The organism is Clostridium sp., assembly GCF_036643715.1.
In the GTDB taxonomy this organism is placed as follows: Bacteria; Bacillota; Clostridia; order Clostridiales; family Clostridiaceae; genus Clostridium.
Map to the genome: position 1 here is coordinate 1 of NZ_JAVXRL010000057.1, position 18852 is coordinate 18852.

Here is an 18852-nt window from a genome sequence, read left to right on the forward strand (position 1 = left end):
AAGAACTATTAAAAAAATTCAGTACATCTTCTTATGAAAATATTAAGTCTAAAACTGATTGGAAAGCTAAATATTATTTTGAGCAAAATAATATTGAAATAGTAGAAAATAGATAAAAAAGCAGGAAAATATATTTTCCTACTTTTTTTATTTTTTATAAATATTACAATATTTTAAGTATTAATTATAAATCATTAAGCTTTTTGTAGTATCTATTTTAAAAAGTATAGAAACAGTTATAAATAGCATTTTAAACTACTGATAGTTGAAATCTTACTTGATTTACAAATTTTTTTTAAAGTATATCATATAAATTATAGATATATTAATAAAAAACTTAGGAGGAATTTATTATGTGTACAACTGTTTTAGTCGGAAAAAAAGCTTCAATTGATGGCTCAACAATTATCGGTAGAAATGATGATACTTTTTTACCTTATAACCCACAAAGATTTTATGTTCAAGCGGCAAATAATGAACAAAGTGGTACTTATGTCTCTAATAAAAATGGATTTACAGCAAAGATCCCTAAGGTTTCATATAGATATCAATTCGTGCCAAATGTAGATACTGAAAAGGAAGGAATTTTTGGAGAAAGTGGCTTCAACGAAAAAAACGTAGGAATGAGTGCTACTGAAAGTGTTTATGCAAATGAACGTGTATTAGCTTATGATCCTTTATTATCAGATGGATTAGCTGAAGATTCTATGACACTTATGGTACTTCCTTATATTCACTCCGCTAGACATGGTGTAGAATATTTAGGTAATTTAATTAAAGAACATGGTTCAGCTGAAGGAAACGGTATTATTTTCAGTGATAAAGATGATGTTTGGTACATGTCAATTGTAACAGGACATCACTGGGTAGCTCAAAGAATACCTGATGATTCATGTTGCGTAATTGCAAATCAAGTAGCGATCCAAGAAGTAGATTTTAATGACCATGAAAACTTCATGTGGTCAGAAGGAATTCAAGAATTCGTAGAAAAAAATCATTTAAATACAAATTTAACTGGTTGGAACTTCCGTAGAATTTTTGGGACAAGCACAGAAAAAGATCGTCACTACAATACTCCAAGAGTTTGGTTTGGACAAAAATTCTTAAACCCTGAAATTAAACAAGAACCAACTTCTAGTAACTTACCATTCATCTTCCATGCAAATAGAAAAATTTCTGTAGAAGATGTACAATATATTCTAAGCTCTCATTATGATGAAACTGAATATGATCCATATGGCAAAGGAACAGATGAAGAAAAATACTTATTCAGACCAGTTTCTTTGAATCGTACTCAAAACTCTCATATTCTACAAGTTAGAAATACTGTACCAGAACAATTATCTGCATTAATGTGGATATGCGTTGGAGTTCCAGCTCATACTCCTTACGTACCATTTTACGGAAATGCTAACGATACAGACCCAAGCTATAGTAATACAAAATTAGAATGGAATATGGATGATGCTTATTGGATGTATCGTACTGTAACTGCTTTAGTGGAAGGTCATTACAGTAAACTACTACAATCAGATTTAGACTACTTAAAAGAATGTCGTGAAACATTAATTAGAACAGTTTCAAAAATAGATGAAGAAGGTAAAAACTTTAAAAATGAAGCATTAACTGACTTCTTAACAAAGAAAAATTATGAAACTGTTGCTAAAATGCGTGAAATAACTATGAAGTTCATCGGACAATTAGTAGTTGAAAGCGTTAATCTTTCAAAACTAACTTTCGATATAGATAAAAACTTATAAAATTTATAAGAAAAACAGATTACACTAAAAATATTTTTAATGTAATCTGTTTTTATATATATTATTAAACTTTATTTTTTAAATTTTTCTTTCTAAGTAAATATACTACAACTGCAATTGCTATAGCTAGTACAACAGTTGTCATTATCCCACCTTCTGGTCCAAATGCTCCACCATTTATAATATTATTTTCAGTTATTCTTGATGTAATTAATTTACCACCTTCAGCATCCATTCCACTCACTAAAAATCCAAATACATTTCCTTGAGCAAAATTCCATGCACTATGAAGTGCACAAACTCCCCAAAGGCTATTCTTATATATAGCAAATATAGCTGCAAAAACACCAAATAAAACAAGATTAACTACTGACCATGGTGATACTCCTGGATTCATTAAGTGAAGTGCACCAAAGTATGCTGATGATACTATTATTCCAATAATAGGTCCATATTTATTACCAAGCACTGGCATCATATGTCCTCTCATCATTATTTCCTCTGACGCTCCTTGTATAATCCAGCCTATTAAAACTACTACAAAAGGACCTATGAAAGACATATTTAAATTATTATTAAATTCAAAGCTTCCATTCCCTGTAACAACTATTAAAACTGAGACTATTCCCATAAGCAATATTCCAATTAAGAAACCACTTATATATTCGTATACTGTACTCTTATTAAAACTAAGTCCAATCGATGCTATACTTCGCTTCTCTTTAAATTTAATTATTAAGAAGTAAAAAATTATCATAGCACCAGTACTTAAAATAAGTGTAATTTGGAATCCATATCTCATAAGTATAATTGGATTTAAACTTAAAAATATTTGAATTATCACTACTGGTATAATTAATAAAAGCGTTGTTGCAAGCTGTGCTATTATCGGTAGTAACACAGTGAATGCGGTACCCGATGGCTTGCCCTCTCTTGCACTTTTAAAAAGCCCTTCATTTACATTAAATAAATCTTTCATTTTAAAATAACCCCTTATTATTACTCAACGACAACTGCTGTTCCGTATGTCACCATCTCTGCTGCACCTTGAGCTACTGCTGATGACATCATTCTAAAACAAATAATAGCATTAGCACCTAAGCCCTCTGCCTCTTCAATCATTCTTGCTGTTGCAACTTCTCTTGATTCATCAAGCATTTCCTTGTATGCAACCATCTCTCCACCAACAAGATTTTTAAATGCTGATCCTATATCTCTACCAACATTTTTACATTTTACTGTACTTCCTTTAACTAGACCTTTAACCTCTACAATATTTTTTCCTGGATAATTATCCGTTGTTAATATAATCATATTTATTCCCCCTCACTTTTACCTTACATTAATTTATATTCTACTAATCTTATCCAATTCCTCCATAAATAATTCCAAGAATTATTACAACAATAGTTGTAATTGGGAAAACGTACTTACCCATAATTAAGAATCCCTTTGAAACTTTCCTTTTTGCTCCAATATTAATTGCCTCTAAAACCTTATTACCACCGTAAACATAGTAAAATACTACTGCTACTATAAGTGCTCCAATTGGTGATATTATTACAGTCATCATATTAGTGAAACTATCAAAATTGCTCATACTTAAATTAAGTGGTATTGATAAAATAAATCCAATAATTGCAAGCAATATTGATGCTTTCTTTCTACTTAGCTTAGTCCTCTCCATTAAAGCTTCAACTGGACCTTCAAGCATGTTAATTGATGAACTTATTGCAGCAAATAATATACTTAAGAAGAATATTATACTTAGTATATGCCCACCTGGCATAGCTTTAAATATTGTTGGCATTGTTATAAATAACAATGGTGGCCCTGCTTGTGGATCTAACCCAAATGCAAATACTGCTGGCATTATTACAAAAGAAACTAATAATGCTGCTGATGTATCTAAGATTGCTGTACTAAATGCTGATTTTGGTATATCAAATTTATTATCAATATAGCTACCATAAACAACCATACCGCATCCATTGAGTGATACTGTAAAGAATGCCTGTCCTAATGCCATAACCCAAGTTTCAGGCTTTAAAAGGAAGCTCCAGTTAGGAGTTAATAAGTATTTAACGCCTTCTCCAGCTCCTTGTAATGTAAGTGACCTTATTGCAAGTAATATAAATATTACAAACAGTGCTGGCATTATGATTTTATTTATATTTTCGATTCCCTTTGATACTCCTAAATAAACAATACCAAGTGTTAATGCTATTGCTATTAAGTTGAAAACTACTGTACTACTACTCCCTGCAAAAGAATCGAAAAATGTACTAATATTAACCTTATTAACCTCTCCAGTTACACTCATTCCAAAATATTTTATAATCCAGCCTACAACAACGTTATAAAACATAAATACACCCATAAGACCTATAGCTGGAATTACTGAAATAATTTTGCTTCCTTTAATCTTTTTTTCTTCTAATATTTTTCTTATACCAGTTGATGAACCTCCTTTAAACTTTCTTCCAAAAGCAAATTCAGTCATAAGACCAACTGTACCAAGTAAAAATACGAATATAAAGTATGGTATCAAAAACGCTGCTCCTCCGTACTGTCCTAACCTGTAAGGAAACATCCATATGTTCCCGAGTCCTATTGCAGCTCCTATACACGAAAGTACAAAGCCTGCTCTACTTCCAAATTTTTCTCTTTTCATCCTACTATTCCTCCTGTACTACTATTTATAAACATAAAAAAAACCACATATGGATTTTCATCCTATGCGGTATTACTCTTAAAATTAAAAATACCACATAGTAATTTTCTCCTATGTGGCTAATATATGAATTCCGAACAAGTCATTAGAACCCTAACCATCATAGATACAAACAAATGCTTTCACAAAGTTTGCATCTATAATATTTATAAATACAAACTTTATCTATAATAGTTACAGTAATATGCCATATTAACTTTTTTAATAAATCTTAAGTTAATGCAATTTTTCATGACCATTCTCCCAACCTACTTCTTTATAAGCTATATTTTACCATCATTTTAAAATCTTTGTCAATAAAAATTATTCTTTTCCTTCCTTTATATGTCGTATAAATTCGACAGTTTTAGACCATATTACTTAATGTTTATTTTGTTATGGTATTTTTTTTAATTTATATGTTATAATAGGCAAATAAATATATTTATGAAATGAGGTAGAATAATATTGATAACTGTATCAAATGTTAGTTTAAGATATGGTGGACGTAAGCTTTTCGAAGATGTTAACTTAAAGTTCACTGCTGGAAATTGTTATGGCGTAATTGGAGCTAATGGTGCTGGTAAGAGTACCTTTTTAAAGATTCTTTCTGGAGAAGTAGAAGCAAATACTGGAGATATCTCAATTGCCGCAAATACAAGAATGTCTGTTTTAAAACAGGACCACTATCAATACGATGAGTTCGAAGTTTTAGAAACAGTAATAATGGGTAATGAAAGATTATATAAGATCATGAAAGAAAAGGATGCATTATATGCAAAACCTGACTTTACTGATGAGGATGGAATAAAAGCTTCAGAACTTGAAGGTGAATTTGCTGACCTTAATGGATGGGAAGCTGAATCAGAAGCTTCATCATTACTTCAAGGACTTGGAATTACTACTGATATGCACTATAAAAAGATTTCAGAATTAACTGGTGCAGAGAAGATTAAAGTTCTATTAGCTCAAGCATTATTCGGTAACCCTGGAATTCTTATACTAGATGAGCCTACAAACCATTTAGATATTAAATCTATTAACTGGCTTGAAGAATTCTTAATAAACTTTGATGGAACTGTTATCGTAGTATCCCATGATAGACACTTCTTAAACAAAGTTTGTACTAATATTGCTGATGTTGACTTTGGTAAGATTAAGATTTTTGCTGGTAACTATGATTTCTGGTATGAATCAAGTCAATTAGCTCTTCAAATGGCTAAAGACCAAAACAAGAAAAAAGAAGAAAAGATTAAGGAACTTCAAGACTTCATTGCTAGATTTAGTGCTAATGCCTCAAAATCTAAGCAAGCGACTTCAAGAAAGAAATCATTAGATAAGATTTCACTAGATGATATCCAACCATCAACTAGAAGATATCCATTCGTTGGATTCAAACCTGAAAGAGAAGTTGGTAATGACATATTAGTTGTTGAAGGCTTAAGTAAAACTATAGATGGAGTTAAAGTTTTAGATAACGTTAGCTTCAGACTTAATAAAGATGATAAAATCGCTTTAATTGGTGATAACGAAATTGCTATCACTACATTATTTAAAATATTAAGCGGAGAAATGGAGCCAGATAGTGGTGAGTTCAAATGGGGCGTTACTATATCAACTTCATACTTCCCTAAAGATAACTCAGAATTCTTTAATGACTGCAACCTTTCACTAGTTGATTGGCTTAGACAATACTCAGATGAAAAATCTGAAAGTTATATAAGAGGATTCCTTGGAAGAATGCTATTCTCAGGAGAAGAAGCATTAAAAGAAGCTTCAGTTCTTTCAGGAGGAGAAAAGGTTAGATGTATGTTATCTAGAATGATGCTTTCAAATGCGAATGTATTAATGTTAGACCAACCTACTAACCATTTAGACCTTGAGTCAATTACTGCTGTAAATAATGGTCTTAAAGACTTTAAGAGCGTTATATTATTTGCATCACATGACCATGAGTTCGTTCAAACTATAGCAAACAGAATCTTCAACATACAGGAAGATGGTACTTTAGTTGATAAGGCTATGTCTTATGACGAATACTTAGAAACAGTAAAATAATTTAGTTTATAATATAAGTAAAAGCCCTAAAGTCATTAATTTGACTTTAGGGCTTTCTTTTATTTCCTTTTAAATAAATCTTTAAATTTATTTTCCATAGTGCTCTTATTATGATCTTTCTTTCCGTCTAGTTTTCTATACTTATATGCAAATAATGCTATTGAAAGTATTATTAATATAAACATTACTACTAAGGTTATCATAAGTCCTTTTTGTTCCTTATTCATACCATTTATCTGCTCAAATACAGGCTTATCTTTTGGCGCTTTCATTGTAAAGCTCTTTACGTTACCGAATTTATCTATAACTTCTGAATCTCCACTAAGTCCAAAGGCTTTATCTGTTGATAAAAGATAATTAACAGATTCATTTAATAAATTATTATCTGGTGATGTTAGTACTAACATTCCAAATTCACTATTAAATGGTGATTCACATAACTGATAAGTTGTCATCTCAGCATTAAAAGGTGATGTTAAATATAGTTTCTCATTTGATTCAAAGCTCTTATAATCATCATTATACTTAAACCATAAATCTTTATTTAATCCCTTTATAAATGGATTATTATCTGGTGTTCCATAGACAACAATATTATGATTTTTCTTATCATTATCTAAATTCTCTGATCCATTTTTAACTATAAGCTTACCGTTATTATACTTTAAGTCTTTACCCCAATATGAAACCATATTTCCTATAGCTGTCATATCTTCTGATGTCATATTATTTGGAGTAACTATTAATGTATCATTTAGCTGGTTATTCTTCATAAATGGATTTGGATACTTATTAAAGTAATAGTTTAATTCTTCTGAATTTGGAAGATACATATATGAATCTCCAGTAACTACTGCCCAAGGTGTCTGTTCTTCTCTCTTTTGACACCATTGTCCTTCCATCTCTAAATCAAAAGCAATTTGGATATTAAGGAAACTTGTATCTTTAACATCACTAGGTATTGAAAGTTCTACACTATCCCCGTTTGCATTCTCTTTAGTAAGTTTTTTACTTCCTATTGGCACGTCATTAATGTATACAGTAACTAATGATCTATTAAAATCTAAATTTTCCGCATATCTCATATTTAATTTTATTTTTCCACCATTCGCTAGAACCTTGTTCTTTGGCATATAATAACTTAAATTTGCAGTTCTTCTAAATGGACCTTTTAATAAAATATCATCATATCCAAGATCTTTAAATGTTACTTCATCTGCTGGTTCGTAAGCCTTATCTAATTCTTCAGTATTTCCATCCACTATATATTTATCTTGAAACACTTGCCCTACTAAATTTTTATTCATCATAAATTTAGTTGCCTTTGTCATCATTTCACTATTTTCTGAAACTATAGATAATACTTTTGTATTCTCATTTTTTGAATAAGGTGAATTTATAATTTTAATGAGTGCACCATCTTTAAAATTCCCCTCATCAATTCCATCAAATTGCGATTTAAGTTCATTAGGCAATGTATTTTTCTCACCTATATATATATAATTATAGTCTTTATACTTATTAATATCTGAATATTTTATTATTGCTCCATTATAATCACCATTTTTATAAATACTGCTAAGGTATGCATTCATCATTAGAGCTGATGACATATCACTATCAGTATATTTATCTGGTATTACAATAGCTGTCCCAGGATTTTTACTATCATTTTGTTTTAAGAAAGGATAGGGAAAATTAGCAATTTCATTATTTGCATTAATATCCTTATACTTAACTACAACTTTAGAATCTTTAAATATATCAAGCCAGTTAGCTGAATTTACATCATCTACACATGGAAGACCTGTAACTCTAGCATAAGCATTTATAGTAAATTTATTGCTACCTTCTTTAAATAACTTTTTTGGAATAGTAAACTTTACAGTCTGCCTTTCCTCTTTATCGTTATACGCTATCTCCTGTGATTTAAAAGGAATATCATTAACTGAAAAAGTTAAATAAGTTTGAACTCCCTTCTGAATTACTTGATTTATACTAAATGTAATTTCTCCTTGAACCTCTTCAGTGTTCCACCACTTATCTACATCAAAGAACCAACTATGTGATGAAAAAACTCCTTTAAAAACAACATCTGAATCAATATTAAAAGTTTTTTGACTCAATTCATTTGTTACTTTATTATCCTTAGGCGCTGCTTCTGCTTTTTTACTATTTATATTAAATTGAAGTAAAAATACAAAGCTAAATACTATCATTATCGTCGCAAAAAACTTTAATATTTTATTATTTCTCATAGGAAACTCCTCCTCCTAAAATCTTTGTGTCTTATACCATTTAACTTTTCTTTTGAATATTATATCTACTATATAGTTGTAAACCCCTAATATAGCAACTACTTCCCATAGCTTACAATATATAAAGTACATAAGGAATATTACACATATATTTCTAAACGTAAGTTCACCCTTTTCCGTTGATATTGCAACCATTATAGATAGAATAAACATAATTATTGCAACTATCCATAAAAGTACTCCATATCCACTTAAATGGAGGTGTATAACTCCGGCCATTCCTAATATGAATATACCATCTGATATTATACTTGCTGATAAGAATAAAAAGTATGTTGTTGCATAATATAATATGTCAAACCTAGTTACACCTGCATCCCTTGCAAATAAATATTTGAAATTCTTTATTACAACATACGTATTTCCCTTTGCCCATCTCGTCCTTTGCCTCATCCAAACACTTAATGTTTGAGGTTCTTGCTCCCATGTAACAGCAAGAGGCATAAATTTTATTTTGTATCCCATTCTATACATTCTAAAACTTATTTCTGTATCTTCTGTTATTGCTTTAGTGTCCCATCCACCCATTTCTTCAATTATGCTTCTTCGTATTACGAAGTTTGTTCCTGGAATAGTACATAAATTTAAAAGTTGCCACCTTCCAGCCTGTGCCATCCACTGATATGTTAATGTCTCTATATTTATAAATCTTGTTAGCAAATTTCTGCTTTTATTTCTACATCTAAACTTACCAATTACAGCTCCAAGTCCATCATCTTTAATAAGAGTTTGAACTAAATACTTTAAAGCTTTTCGTTCTGGAGTGTTATCTGCATCATAAATTGCAAGAATTTCTCCTTTACTCTTACCAAATCCTATATTGAGGGAATTAGATTTACCTTTACCACCATTTGTACTATCAGTGCTTATTACAATTAAATTTCTATCAGGATTTTTTTTCTGCATATTAGTTAAAATTTCATGTGAATTATCACTTGAATTATCATTTATAACTATAATTTCATATCTGTCATTTGGATAATCTAAATTTAATAAAGACTGCACAGTCTTCTCTATTACTATAGCTTCATCATGGGCTGGTACCATAACCGATACAAACGGGTATTCATCTAGTTCCTCTTCCATTGTAATCTTCTCTATCTTCGTATAGTACACATAACCTGCAATTACTAAAACTACGTTAATAAATATTATTATCCATATTACAACTAATGCATATATAGCTAAATAATCGAATATATCCATTGTATTCTCCTTATTTGAAGTATTTTCTTTTGTCTATCTTTCTACTTAAAATTACTATTACAAGGAAAATGATACATACTATAGATGCTATAGCTACTACTACTTTTCTTGGTTTTGAAATATTTATTGTATCTTGTTTTTTTTCTACGTTATTTTCTTTATCATTTTTCGAAATAGCTTTTTCAAATTCTTTATTATTTATAAAAGTATTTTGTGTCACTGGATTATTATTTAAGTAAATTCCAGTTCCTCCAGCTGTAAGTACCTCACCATTTATTGTTACTTTTGCATTTATATAACTCGGATTATTAAAGTATATCTCTTTATCAGTTATACCATTTACAATATCCATAAATTCTTTGTATGGAATTTTATTATCTATTGATACTGCAATATTCTGAAAGTCTTTGTAATCACTGTTATTTATATTTTTATAATTAATTTTCTGTATTACATTATTGAATTGATTATTTTTAAAAGCTCCAAAATCAAGTATTCCTACATCTTTATTCTCCTGTAGAAATACTGTGTTATATTTCTTTAAAAATGGTTTCATATCATCTCTATACAAAAATGATTGTGGCATATCTAAAGCTACTGGATACACCCAGTAATTCAAATAGTTTTGATAACCAATCATTATTGCAGATGTAATATCATTTGCTGGTGCATCTTTATTTTGTAAATATGGACCATGCATTACTATAGTTCCACCTCTAGATTCAGCATATCTTAAAACTTCAGTAAATCTCTTCATGGAATTAAAGTCTGCATTTTCAAATACCGGAATTGCACTTATTATAAATTGAATTCCATTATTATATAAATAATCTATTTTGTTTACTAAATCATTTAACTCTATAAACGGTGTTACGTTATCAATTAAAAGATACTTTTTATTTTTTAAATCTTTTCCATATCCAAGTGCACTAAATAACTTACTTTGACTATTACTATATAAGTTGCTTTCACTAATATAACTTATATTTTTCTTATTCTTGAAGTTATCATAATTATCTCCTATCCAAAATATATTCCCATTAAAGTTTTGTATATCACTTCCTAACACTCCATTTATGGTGTTTTCTTTGTTAGAAAGTACAATTATCTTTTTATAATCGTTTATAACACCTTTTTTATAACTTTGAATATTTAATATATCTACTTCACTTCCTGTAGATATAGCCATGTTGTTTACATAACTTAATGTATTATCATTGCTTCCATATTCTTTGTAAGCATCATATAGTAGCAATATTTTATCCTTTTTACTATCTGCATAAGCATTAGTATTATTTATTGTTATAATCAAAATAGATGAAAATAGTATAAAAAATATATTTTTTATATATTTTTTATACATCATACTCACCTGCAGACTCTGCTTTATTTAAGAAATCTGTTGCATCTTGAATCTTATCATTCCAAGTTTCAAATCCAACCTGTATTTCTAAATTTATGCCACCTAGCATGCTATTTTTATCTAAAGCTATTTTACTTATATCCTCTTTAAGCCTGTTCTTAACTATTTCTGCACCTTCTCTTGGTGCAATTAATATATAAGCAAAAGTTGAGTCGTTTAATATATATTTTCTATCCTCATCTCTTAATAAGCTTTCTATTCTTGATGACACTGAAATTAGTATTTCTTCATATTTATCATCGCCTATAAGCTTTCTTAACCTATCACTATACTTTATATTTACTACCATAAGAGTTACAGGTAGATCTTTATGCCTCTTAGTCATACTTATATAGATTGGCATCTCATTCATAAATGCTCTTGTATTTCTAAGTCCTGTTTCATGATCAATCATTACAAGAGTATCATTCTTCACTTTTAAATCACTTAATTGTTTTTGTAGTTCATATATCTGTTTAGATAATGTTGATGTAATAAGCGCTGCTACAATAATTACTACAATCCAAAAATAAGTACTACTAGTTATTGTACTAACCCCACCTATACTAGAATATAATTTTACGCTTATATATGCGAATTCTATTATAAGAGTTAATATTAGCGCTAGAGTAATTGTTGTATAGTATGAAACTACCATTATTACTATTAGAGCTAAAAACATAATATAATTTTCAAAATTCTTTTCAAATTTTAATGAATTGAATACTATCACTATAGAAAAGAAAAAAGCAATTAAAATAGTTACCGTAATATCTAGCCTTTTTCTTATGTCTAATGAACCCATATTATACCTCCTTCTCATCTCTCTTCTTAAGTACATTTACTATGAAATATAAAAACATCATATCCCATGACATGTTATACATAAATTCATGCTTTGAAAGATCTGCATCTCCTGCACCAATTAATGATGTTGCTATTTGGAAAAGACCAACTAAAAAAATATATAAAAATGCTTCTTCCATTAAACAATCATTATCATCTCCAATATCCATTGCTTTTTTATATCTCTTCACTGAATAGTAAAAGAAAACACCTAAATAAGCCATTGAAGCTAAAAAGTTATGTGGTAATACATCAGATTTAAATAAGCTCCATCCACTAAAGAAATATGATTTTGCTCCTGGCTCATACCATGCACTCTTTTCATAGTTTCCTTGAGTATGAGGTCTTATATAATAAGCATTTGAAAATCCTATCTTTATCATTTTCATCATGCTGCTTGGATGTAACGCATAGTATTTCACAATGTCTCCAACTGTAAAATGATTATAATATTCTTTAACTAAATCTCTATCCCTTAAATCAATTTGAGATACATCCACAAAAAATATTGTATTTTCAAGTAATGAATATTGCTCATTTATATTCATATCTTTAAGTATTTCATCTGGATCTCCCTCATAAAGTAGTATCCCTCTGTTTAATGCATGATATCTATTTATGTAATCAAAATCACCCTTTATTGATTTATAGAAAAACCCTGCACCAATAACGAAAGTAATAATCATCCCAATAGACATTACTTTCATCCATTTTTTATCAGTGTAACAAATTATTCTCCACATTAGTATAGCTAATAGTATTCCTGTTGGTGCTAGCTGTTGCTTTGCTCCAAAGAATATAAATGATGCTATTAAAAATGCAATTAAGTTATACCATGTAAACTTATCAAATTTTATCATATATAATAATATTCCTACGCTCAGTAAGAAAAATGGTATATTAACACCTTCTCCATAAAAAGAGTTAAAATATGCTATATATCCAGTATCCATAAATATGAATATATATAATAAAGTTATTATTAGCTTAGAAATTGGCTTTTTAACTTCACTTGTAAATACCTTTACTAATAAGTAGGCTGCTATAGCATGAAATACTAAAAGTATTAAAGCTAAAAACCTAATATCAAATACTTGGTTATTTCCTGTTACTAATTCACTTAAAATAATAGCTGGTTTTATAAAAAGAGATTGAGTTGATATAAGCATTTTAGGAGCATCATTATAGAATTGATTTATACCATAATCCTTTTGAAAATAATTAAAGAAGTTATCTTCTGTATGAGCTGGATTATCGTCTAAGTAGTGTAAATCATTTTGACTAATAATTCTATAGAAATCTCCGTTATTTGCCATTCCAACAATAGGTTTTACAAATAAAGTAACAGACCCAATAAGCATGACAAGAATAACTGCTAATATTGGAAAATTAACTTTCAAAAGTTTCTTATCTAATTTATCTATTATAACTTTAACCTTTTTCACTAATATATACCATCTCCTTCCTATATAAATAATACTATCTTTTCATATGCTTTTGCCTAATTATGTATATATTTAAAAGAAAGTTAATTTTTATAAATTAACTTTCTTTCTTAATAACTTTTATGATTTAATTAATTTATCTACTACTTCATGAACAAAATCTATATGATTCTTTGCATATTTCTTAATTCCTTCTTCTGCTCTATTAAAAGTATAACTATTTTCAGTTATATCAAACATAGAAACATCATTAAACGAATCTCCAACAGTATATATGTCACTAAAATCTTTATTTTCTAATTTAAGTACTTTTGATAAACCATTTCCTTTAGAACATCCTTTAGAAACTATATCAACAAAGAATTGATTTCTAAATATACTAAGTTTATCTCCAAACATATGTAAAAGTTTATTTCTTATTTCTTCTGCTTTTTCTACAGATCCACTTGGTGCGAATACTCCCACAATAAGTGCCCCACTTTTTAAATTTAAAATATCCTCTTTACTACTTATGATAACCTTCAGTTCTGAAAAGAATTCTAATTTATTCATGTCAACTCTTGGGTTTTTAATAAGATTCATACCATTTCCATTATCAAAGTAAATCATAGTATCTTCTTTACCTGAAAACTCTTCTATAATCTTTTTTACGTCGCTAAAATCCACTAAGTTATTTTCAATAACTTTTAAGTCTTTATCTAATATTAAAGCCCCATTACATAAAACTAAGTAATCAAATTCTATTGAATACTTATCAATAGCTTCTTGCATCCCAATTAAAGTTCTTCCTGTTGATACAATAAACTTATGACCCTCTTTTCTTAATTTTTTTATTCCTTCTATATCCTTTTTGTCTATTTTCCCCTCTACACACAGTGTTCCGTCAAAGTCACTTGCTAATATCTTCATAATACCTCCAAAAAAATAAATCTCATACTAAATATAGCATGAGATTTATTAAAAATGTAGATTATTGTATAATGCTATACAATTTCTTCTGATTTTTTATCTTTTTTCTTATACTTAAGATGTAATAACTCATGCGCTCTTCCATGACCTGGTTCACCCATGTAGTTTTCATACATCTTTAATAGAGCTTCATTTTTATGAGATTTTCTCTTCTTGAAGTTCTTATCTTGATTATATAGTACAGATGCTCTTACAGCTCTTACATTAATTTTTTCTCTATCTAATGCGCTTACGTGTGGTTGACCACCACCGTCTACGCATCCACCTGGACATGCCATTACTTCGATAAAGTGATAATCTTTTTCCTTCATTCTTCCGCTTTCAATGAATTCAAAAAGATTTGAAGAACCGTTTATTACAGCTAGATTATAATCAGTTCCAGCTATGTTTATTGTAGCTTCTTTGATTCCATCAAGTCCTCTAACTTCTGCGTATTCTATACTTTCAAAATCTTTCTTTTCAACAAAGTCCTTAGCTGTTCTTATAGCAGCTTCCATAACTCCACCAGTTGCTCCAAAGATAGCTCCAGCACCTGTATATTCACCCATAGCTGGATCTTGAACGCCATCTTCAAGTTTCGCAAAGTCAATCTTTCTTCCTTTAATCATCTTAGCTAATTCTCTTGTTGTTATAACAGCGTCTATATTTCTTATTCCGTCGTTTTCCATTTCTGGTCTGTCCGCTTCATATTTTTTAGCTGTACAAGGCATAACTGTTACTGTAAATACCTTTTTAGGATCTATATCAGCTATTTGTGGGTAATATGTCTTAGATGCAGCACCAAATATTTGTTGTGGTGACTTCGCTGATGATAAATTATCAATAAGTTCTGGGTAATAATTTTCTACTTGTCTTACCCAAGCTGGACAACATGATGTAAGCATTGGGAATGGACCACCTGCATTTATTCTTTGAATAAGTTCAGTAGCTTCTTCCATTATAGTCATATCAGCACCAAAGTTAATATCGAATACTTTATCGAATCCTACTTCTCTTAATGCAGTATATAGCTTACCTGTTACGTCAACCCCGTAACCCATTTTGAATAATTCACCCATTGATGTTCTTACAGCTGGAGCCATAGCAACTATTACGTGCTTTTCTGGATCTAATAGAGCTTCTTCAACTCTTTCTATGTGTGACTTTTCTTCTAAAGCTGCAACTGGGCATGCTGATACGCATTGACCACATAATAAACAGTTTGTATCATCAAAACATTTATTATCAGTTGGTGCTACCATTCTTGTTCCATCAAAGTTAGCTATCTTAATAGCTTCTGTACCTGATTTAACTTTACAGCTTGATTGGCATCTTCCACAAAGTACACATTTTGATCTATCTATAGTTATTGATGCACTTCTTTCATCAACAAATTCACTCTTATCTTTTGGTAAGAAAGGTGTTGTTGCTCTTCCTTTGCTCTTTATAACTAATTTTAAGAACTCACAAGTTTCTCTTCTTGAACATGGACCACATTTGAATTCATGTTTGTTTAGTAAAGTTGAAACTCTTGCTTTTACTCTCTCTTGAACTTTTTCAGTATTAGTTTTAACAACCATACCGTCTTCTACTTTTGCAAGACATGCTAGCACAAGATTTGGTTTACCTTCAACCTCAACTGCACAAACTCCACATTTTCCAACGTTACCGCATTCTTTTAAATAGCAAAGAGTAGCAATATCATCAATTCCATTTGCTCTTGCCGCTTCAAGTATAGTAGTACCTTCAGCAACTTGGATCTCTTTTTCATTAATAACTAAATTTTTCATCCTAAAAGACGTACCTCCATAATATAAATTAAAATCCTCTTTAAGAAAACTTTGTTATTTTTTTAACTAATGTTTCCATATAAATTTCATTTTCAACAGCCTATATATTTATCATACAATTTAAATTTTACCCTATTACAACCACAATATCAATTAGAATTTCCTATAACTTGCATTCCTTATTACTTTCAACTATACTTTTAATATGAAAATTCCTAAAATATTAACAAAAAGGAGCAAATAATGATACTTGTATACAATAGAACTACAAAATCATACGATGAAGAAAAAGTTGCTGGTAAAAAATATTTAGATTGGTGTTATGAATCACCTGCCGGTAAAAGGTTAACTGAATTACTGTTTAAGAAGAAGCTTTGTTCTAAGGTTTACGGATTTTTCTGTGATACTAAATCAAGCACAAAGAAAATACCGCCGTTTATTGAAGACTTTAATATTGATATGGATATATATTCTAAGCCAGTCTCAGAGTTCACTACATTTAATGATTTCTTTGCGAGAACTGTACTTCCTAATGCAAGACCAATTGATTACTCTAATAATATTTTAGTATCTCCAGTTGATGGTAGAGTTTTTGCATACGAAAATATAGATATGGAAAACCTTGTTCAAGTTAAAGGTATTACTTATAGTTTATGTGAATTACTAGGGGATCAAAAAATTGCTAGTGAGTATCAAGGGGGAAGCTGTTTAATATTTAGACTGTGTCCTACTGATTATCATAGATATCATTTTATTGATTCTGGAGTTTCAGGAAAATTACATCGTATAAAAGGAAACTATTACTCTGTAAATCCTGTTGCTGTTGATAAAATTCCAAAATTATTTTGTCAAAACAAAAGAGAATGGTCTCTATTTAAATCTGATAATTTTGATGATGTGCTATATGTTGAAGTTGGAGCTACTTGTGTTGGTAGTATAATACAAAGTTGCCCTGAAGGAAAAAGAGTTACTAAAGGTGCTGAAAAAGGCTACTTCAAGTTTGGTGGATCAACTGTAATATTATTCTTAAAAAAAGATATTGTAAAAATTGATGAAGATATTGTAGAGCAAACTAAATTAGGTTATGAAACTAAAGTGCTTATGGGCGAAAAAATAGGTACTAAAGTATTAAAATAATAATTACGAAATAGGAAAGAGCTCAAGAATTATTCTTGAGCTCTTTCTTATTTATTATTAATTCTAATGTTTTTTTGAAAATATTTATATCATTATCTACTATTACTAAGTATATACCCATTTCTTTTGCTCTATCTACAACAGATGCCTTTAAAGGTTGTTTTGTTGCTACTAATATTTTTTTTGCATTTTCTCCCCCAATTTTATTGCTATAAACTTCTAATTCATTTAAGGCATTTTCATCATATTTAGCACTATCTTTACATGATATACAAACTATAGTAGAGTCCTTAACTGCAACTACATCTAATTCATTTTTTATATTATTTTTATCATTGTTCCATAAAAATACTACTCCACTCTTAACTTCATCCACTGACTCAATTTCACTTACAATGCTTTCAGTTAATACTTCAAGCCATGTTCCACTTTTAAAAATGAATCCTTTAATATATTCATTTAATAATTTAATATGGAGCTTCTTATCCTCTTCAATTTCTATTAATTTAAGTTCTTTTAATCTTTTTAATATTTTTTCTAAAAGCATCTTTTCTTCATTATCTAAGCCTTCTTTATTTATATGGATTAGTGTACTATTCATATAGTCATGTTCAAATAAGCTATTATCATAAAGTCTTTGCTTATATTTGTGCCAAAGCTCTAAGTTATTATGTATTACTTTAGCAAGTTCTAATATACACTCATCCTTTTGATATTTGCATTCATGAGCTATTATATTATTTCCTGATGCTTCAAAAATATCATTTATATCTAAATCAATAGGCTCCTCTTTTAATACTTCCATATCTTTATTAAACCAATACTCATTTTTAGCTGTTATATCAACATATACCCCATAATTTCCTGTAATATTACATAAATTAAGTAACTTTAATGCTTTAAGTGTATTATCTAACGTTAAGTTTATTGTTAACTTATGATCTTTACTATCATTTATAAATTTCTCATAATCTTTAAAAACAATATCAATATTATTATTGCTGTTTTTACTTAAATAAACTTCTTTTAATTTTAAAGCTTTATCTTCTTCCTGTTTTTCCTTAGTAAGTATTATAATGCTTTTAAAATTATATTTATTTGCTAATATTAATCCACTTTCATTATGTTCTCCTAAAATTGTAACTAAGGTGCTTTCTTTCATAAGATAATCTCCCTTACCTTTTCATACTACAGTTAATTTTCCCTTTTAATATTTATTTAATTCATTA

The 18852-nt window shown here is 29.1% G+C and carries 14 protein-coding genes; 3 read left to right on the forward strand and 11 right to left on the reverse strand.

The window, feature by feature from the left end:
- Positions 1–353: 353 nt before the first annotated feature.
- Entirely contained in the window at positions 354–1760 is a 1407-nt protein-coding gene (locus tag RSF37_RS12930) for a C69 family dipeptidase (protein WP_332523635.1), read from the forward strand.
- A gap of 64 nt (positions 1761–1824) precedes the next feature.
- Here the strand turns inward: RSF37_RS12930 and RSF37_RS12935 are convergent, their stop codons facing one another.
- From RSF37_RS12935 to RSF37_RS12945, 3 genes are read right to left on the reverse strand one after another with little or no spacing between them, the layout of a single operon-like run.
- The gene (locus tag RSF37_RS12935) at positions 1825–2739 is read right to left on the reverse strand and encodes a CPBP family intramembrane glutamic endopeptidase (protein ID WP_332523636.1); all 915 of its coding nucleotides are present in this window, start codon (positions 2737–2739) and stop codon (positions 1825–1827) included.
- Between the two features lie 20 nt (positions 2740–2759).
- Positions 2760–3074 carry a YbjQ family protein gene (locus RSF37_RS12940; RefSeq protein ID WP_332523637.1) on the reverse strand — a complete coding sequence of 105 codons (315 nt, stop codon included), beginning with the start codon at positions 3072–3074 and terminating at the stop codon, positions 2760–2762.
- A 49-nt stretch (positions 3075–3123) separates the two neighbouring features.
- Entirely contained in the window at positions 3124–4434 is a 1311-nt protein-coding gene (locus tag RSF37_RS12945; protein ID WP_332523638.1) for a sodium-dependent transporter, read from the reverse strand.
- Positions 4435–4941: 507 nt separating this feature from the next.
- Here RSF37_RS12945 and RSF37_RS12950 point away from each other — a divergent pair.
- Positions 4942–6531, forward strand: a complete 1590-nt coding sequence (locus RSF37_RS12950) for an ABC-F family ATP-binding cassette domain-containing protein (RefSeq protein ID WP_332523639.1) — start codon at positions 4942–4944, stop codon at positions 6529–6531.
- Positions 6532–6590: 59 nt separating this feature from the next.
- Here the strand turns inward: RSF37_RS12950 and RSF37_RS12955 are convergent, their stop codons facing one another.
- The 7 genes from RSF37_RS12955 to RSF37_RS12985 form a co-directional block, all read right to left on the reverse strand.
- Positions 6591–8789 carry a cellulose biosynthesis cyclic di-GMP-binding regulatory protein BcsB gene (locus RSF37_RS12955; RefSeq protein ID WP_332523640.1) on the reverse strand — a complete coding sequence of 733 codons (2199 nt, stop codon included), beginning with the start codon at positions 8787–8789 and terminating at the stop codon, positions 6591–6593.
- A gap of 15 nt (positions 8790–8804) precedes the next feature.
- Positions 8805–10055 carry a glycosyltransferase gene (locus tag RSF37_RS12960; protein ID WP_332523641.1) on the reverse strand — a complete coding sequence of 417 codons (1251 nt, stop codon included), beginning with the start codon at positions 10053–10055 and terminating at the stop codon, positions 8805–8807.
- Positions 10056–10065: 10 nt separating this feature from the next.
- On the reverse strand, positions 10066–11421 hold the full coding sequence (locus RSF37_RS12965) for a DUF2334 domain-containing protein (RefSeq protein ID WP_332564814.1): 1356 nt from the start codon (positions 11419–11421) through the stop codon (positions 10066–10068).
- Positions 11411–12262, reverse strand: coding sequence for a GGDEF domain-containing protein (locus tag RSF37_RS12970; protein ID WP_332523643.1), 852 nt, complete (start codon positions 12260–12262; stop codon positions 11411–11413). Before RSF37_RS12970 ends, RSF37_RS12965 begins: the two co-directional genes overlap by 11 nt.
- Position 12263: 1 nt before the next feature.
- Positions 12264–13748, reverse strand: coding sequence for a glycan biosynthesis hexose transferase WsfD (gene wsfD, locus RSF37_RS12975; RefSeq protein WP_332523644.1), 1485 nt, complete (start codon positions 13746–13748; stop codon positions 12264–12266).
- A gap of 120 nt (positions 13749–13868) precedes the next feature.
- Entirely contained in the window at positions 13869–14657 is a 789-nt protein-coding gene (locus RSF37_RS12980) for an HAD-IIB family hydrolase (protein WP_332523645.1), read from the reverse strand.
- A gap of 74 nt (positions 14658–14731) precedes the next feature.
- Entirely contained in the window at positions 14732–16486 is a 1755-nt protein-coding gene (locus RSF37_RS12985) for a ferredoxin hydrogenase (RefSeq protein ID WP_332523646.1), read from the reverse strand.
- Between the two features lie 243 nt (positions 16487–16729).
- On the opposite strand from RSF37_RS12985, the gene RSF37_RS12990 reads away from it, so the two are divergent.
- Positions 16730–17623: a phosphatidylserine decarboxylase gene (locus RSF37_RS12990; RefSeq protein ID WP_332523647.1), complete on the forward strand. Its 894-nt coding sequence runs from the start codon at positions 16730–16732 to the stop codon at positions 17621–17623.
- A 22-nt stretch (positions 17624–17645) separates the two neighbouring features.
- Here the strand turns inward: RSF37_RS12990 and RSF37_RS12995 are convergent, their stop codons facing one another.
- Entirely contained in the window at positions 17646–18785 is a 1140-nt protein-coding gene (locus RSF37_RS12995) for a Card1-like endonuclease domain-containing protein (protein WP_332523648.1), read from the reverse strand.
- Positions 18786–18852 lie beyond the last annotated feature (67 nt).

What these genes read in the sequence shown, in the direction of transcription:
- RSF37_RS12930 (WP_332523635.1), top strand. Translation starts at nt 354, where the DNA reads ATGTGTACAACTGTTTTAGTCGGAAAAAAAGCTTCAATTGATGGCTCA.
- RSF37_RS12935 (WP_332523636.1), bottom strand. Translation starts at nt 2,739, where the DNA reads ATGAAAGATTTATTTAATGTAAATGAAGGGCTTTTTAAAAGTGCAAGA.
- RSF37_RS12940 (WP_332523637.1), bottom strand. Translation starts at nt 3,074, where the DNA reads ATGATTATATTAACAACGGATAATTATCCAGGAAAAAATATTGTAGAG.
- RSF37_RS12945 (WP_332523638.1), bottom strand. Translation starts at nt 4,434, where the DNA reads ATGAAAAGAGAAAAATTTGGAAGTAGAGCAGGCTTTGTACTTTCGTGT.
- RSF37_RS12955 (WP_332523640.1), bottom strand. Translation starts at nt 8,789, where the DNA reads ATGAGAAATAATAAAATATTAAAGTTTTTTGCGACGATAATGATAGTA.
- RSF37_RS12960 (WP_332523641.1), bottom strand. Translation starts at nt 10,055, where the DNA reads ATGGATATATTCGATTATTTAGCTATATATGCATTAGTTGTAATATGG.
- RSF37_RS12965 (WP_332564814.1), bottom strand. Translation starts at nt 11,421, where the DNA reads ATGATGTATAAAAAATATATAAAAAATATATTTTTTATACTATTTTCA.
- RSF37_RS12970 (WP_332523643.1), bottom strand. Translation starts at nt 12,262, where the DNA reads ATGGGTTCATTAGACATAAGAAAAAGGCTAGATATTACGGTAACTATT.
- RSF37_RS12980 (WP_332523645.1), bottom strand. Translation starts at nt 14,657, where the DNA reads ATGAAGATATTAGCAAGTGACTTTGACGGAACACTGTGTGTAGAGGGG.
- RSF37_RS12985 (WP_332523646.1), bottom strand. Translation starts at nt 16,486, where the DNA reads ATGAAAAATTTAGTTATTAATGAAAAAGAGATCCAAGTTGCTGAAGGT.
- RSF37_RS12990 (WP_332523647.1), top strand. Translation starts at nt 16,730, where the DNA reads ATGATACTTGTATACAATAGAACTACAAAATCATACGATGAAGAAAAA.
- RSF37_RS12995 (WP_332523648.1), bottom strand. Translation starts at nt 18,785, where the DNA reads ATGAAAGAAAGCACCTTAGTTACAATTTTAGGAGAACATAATGAAAGT.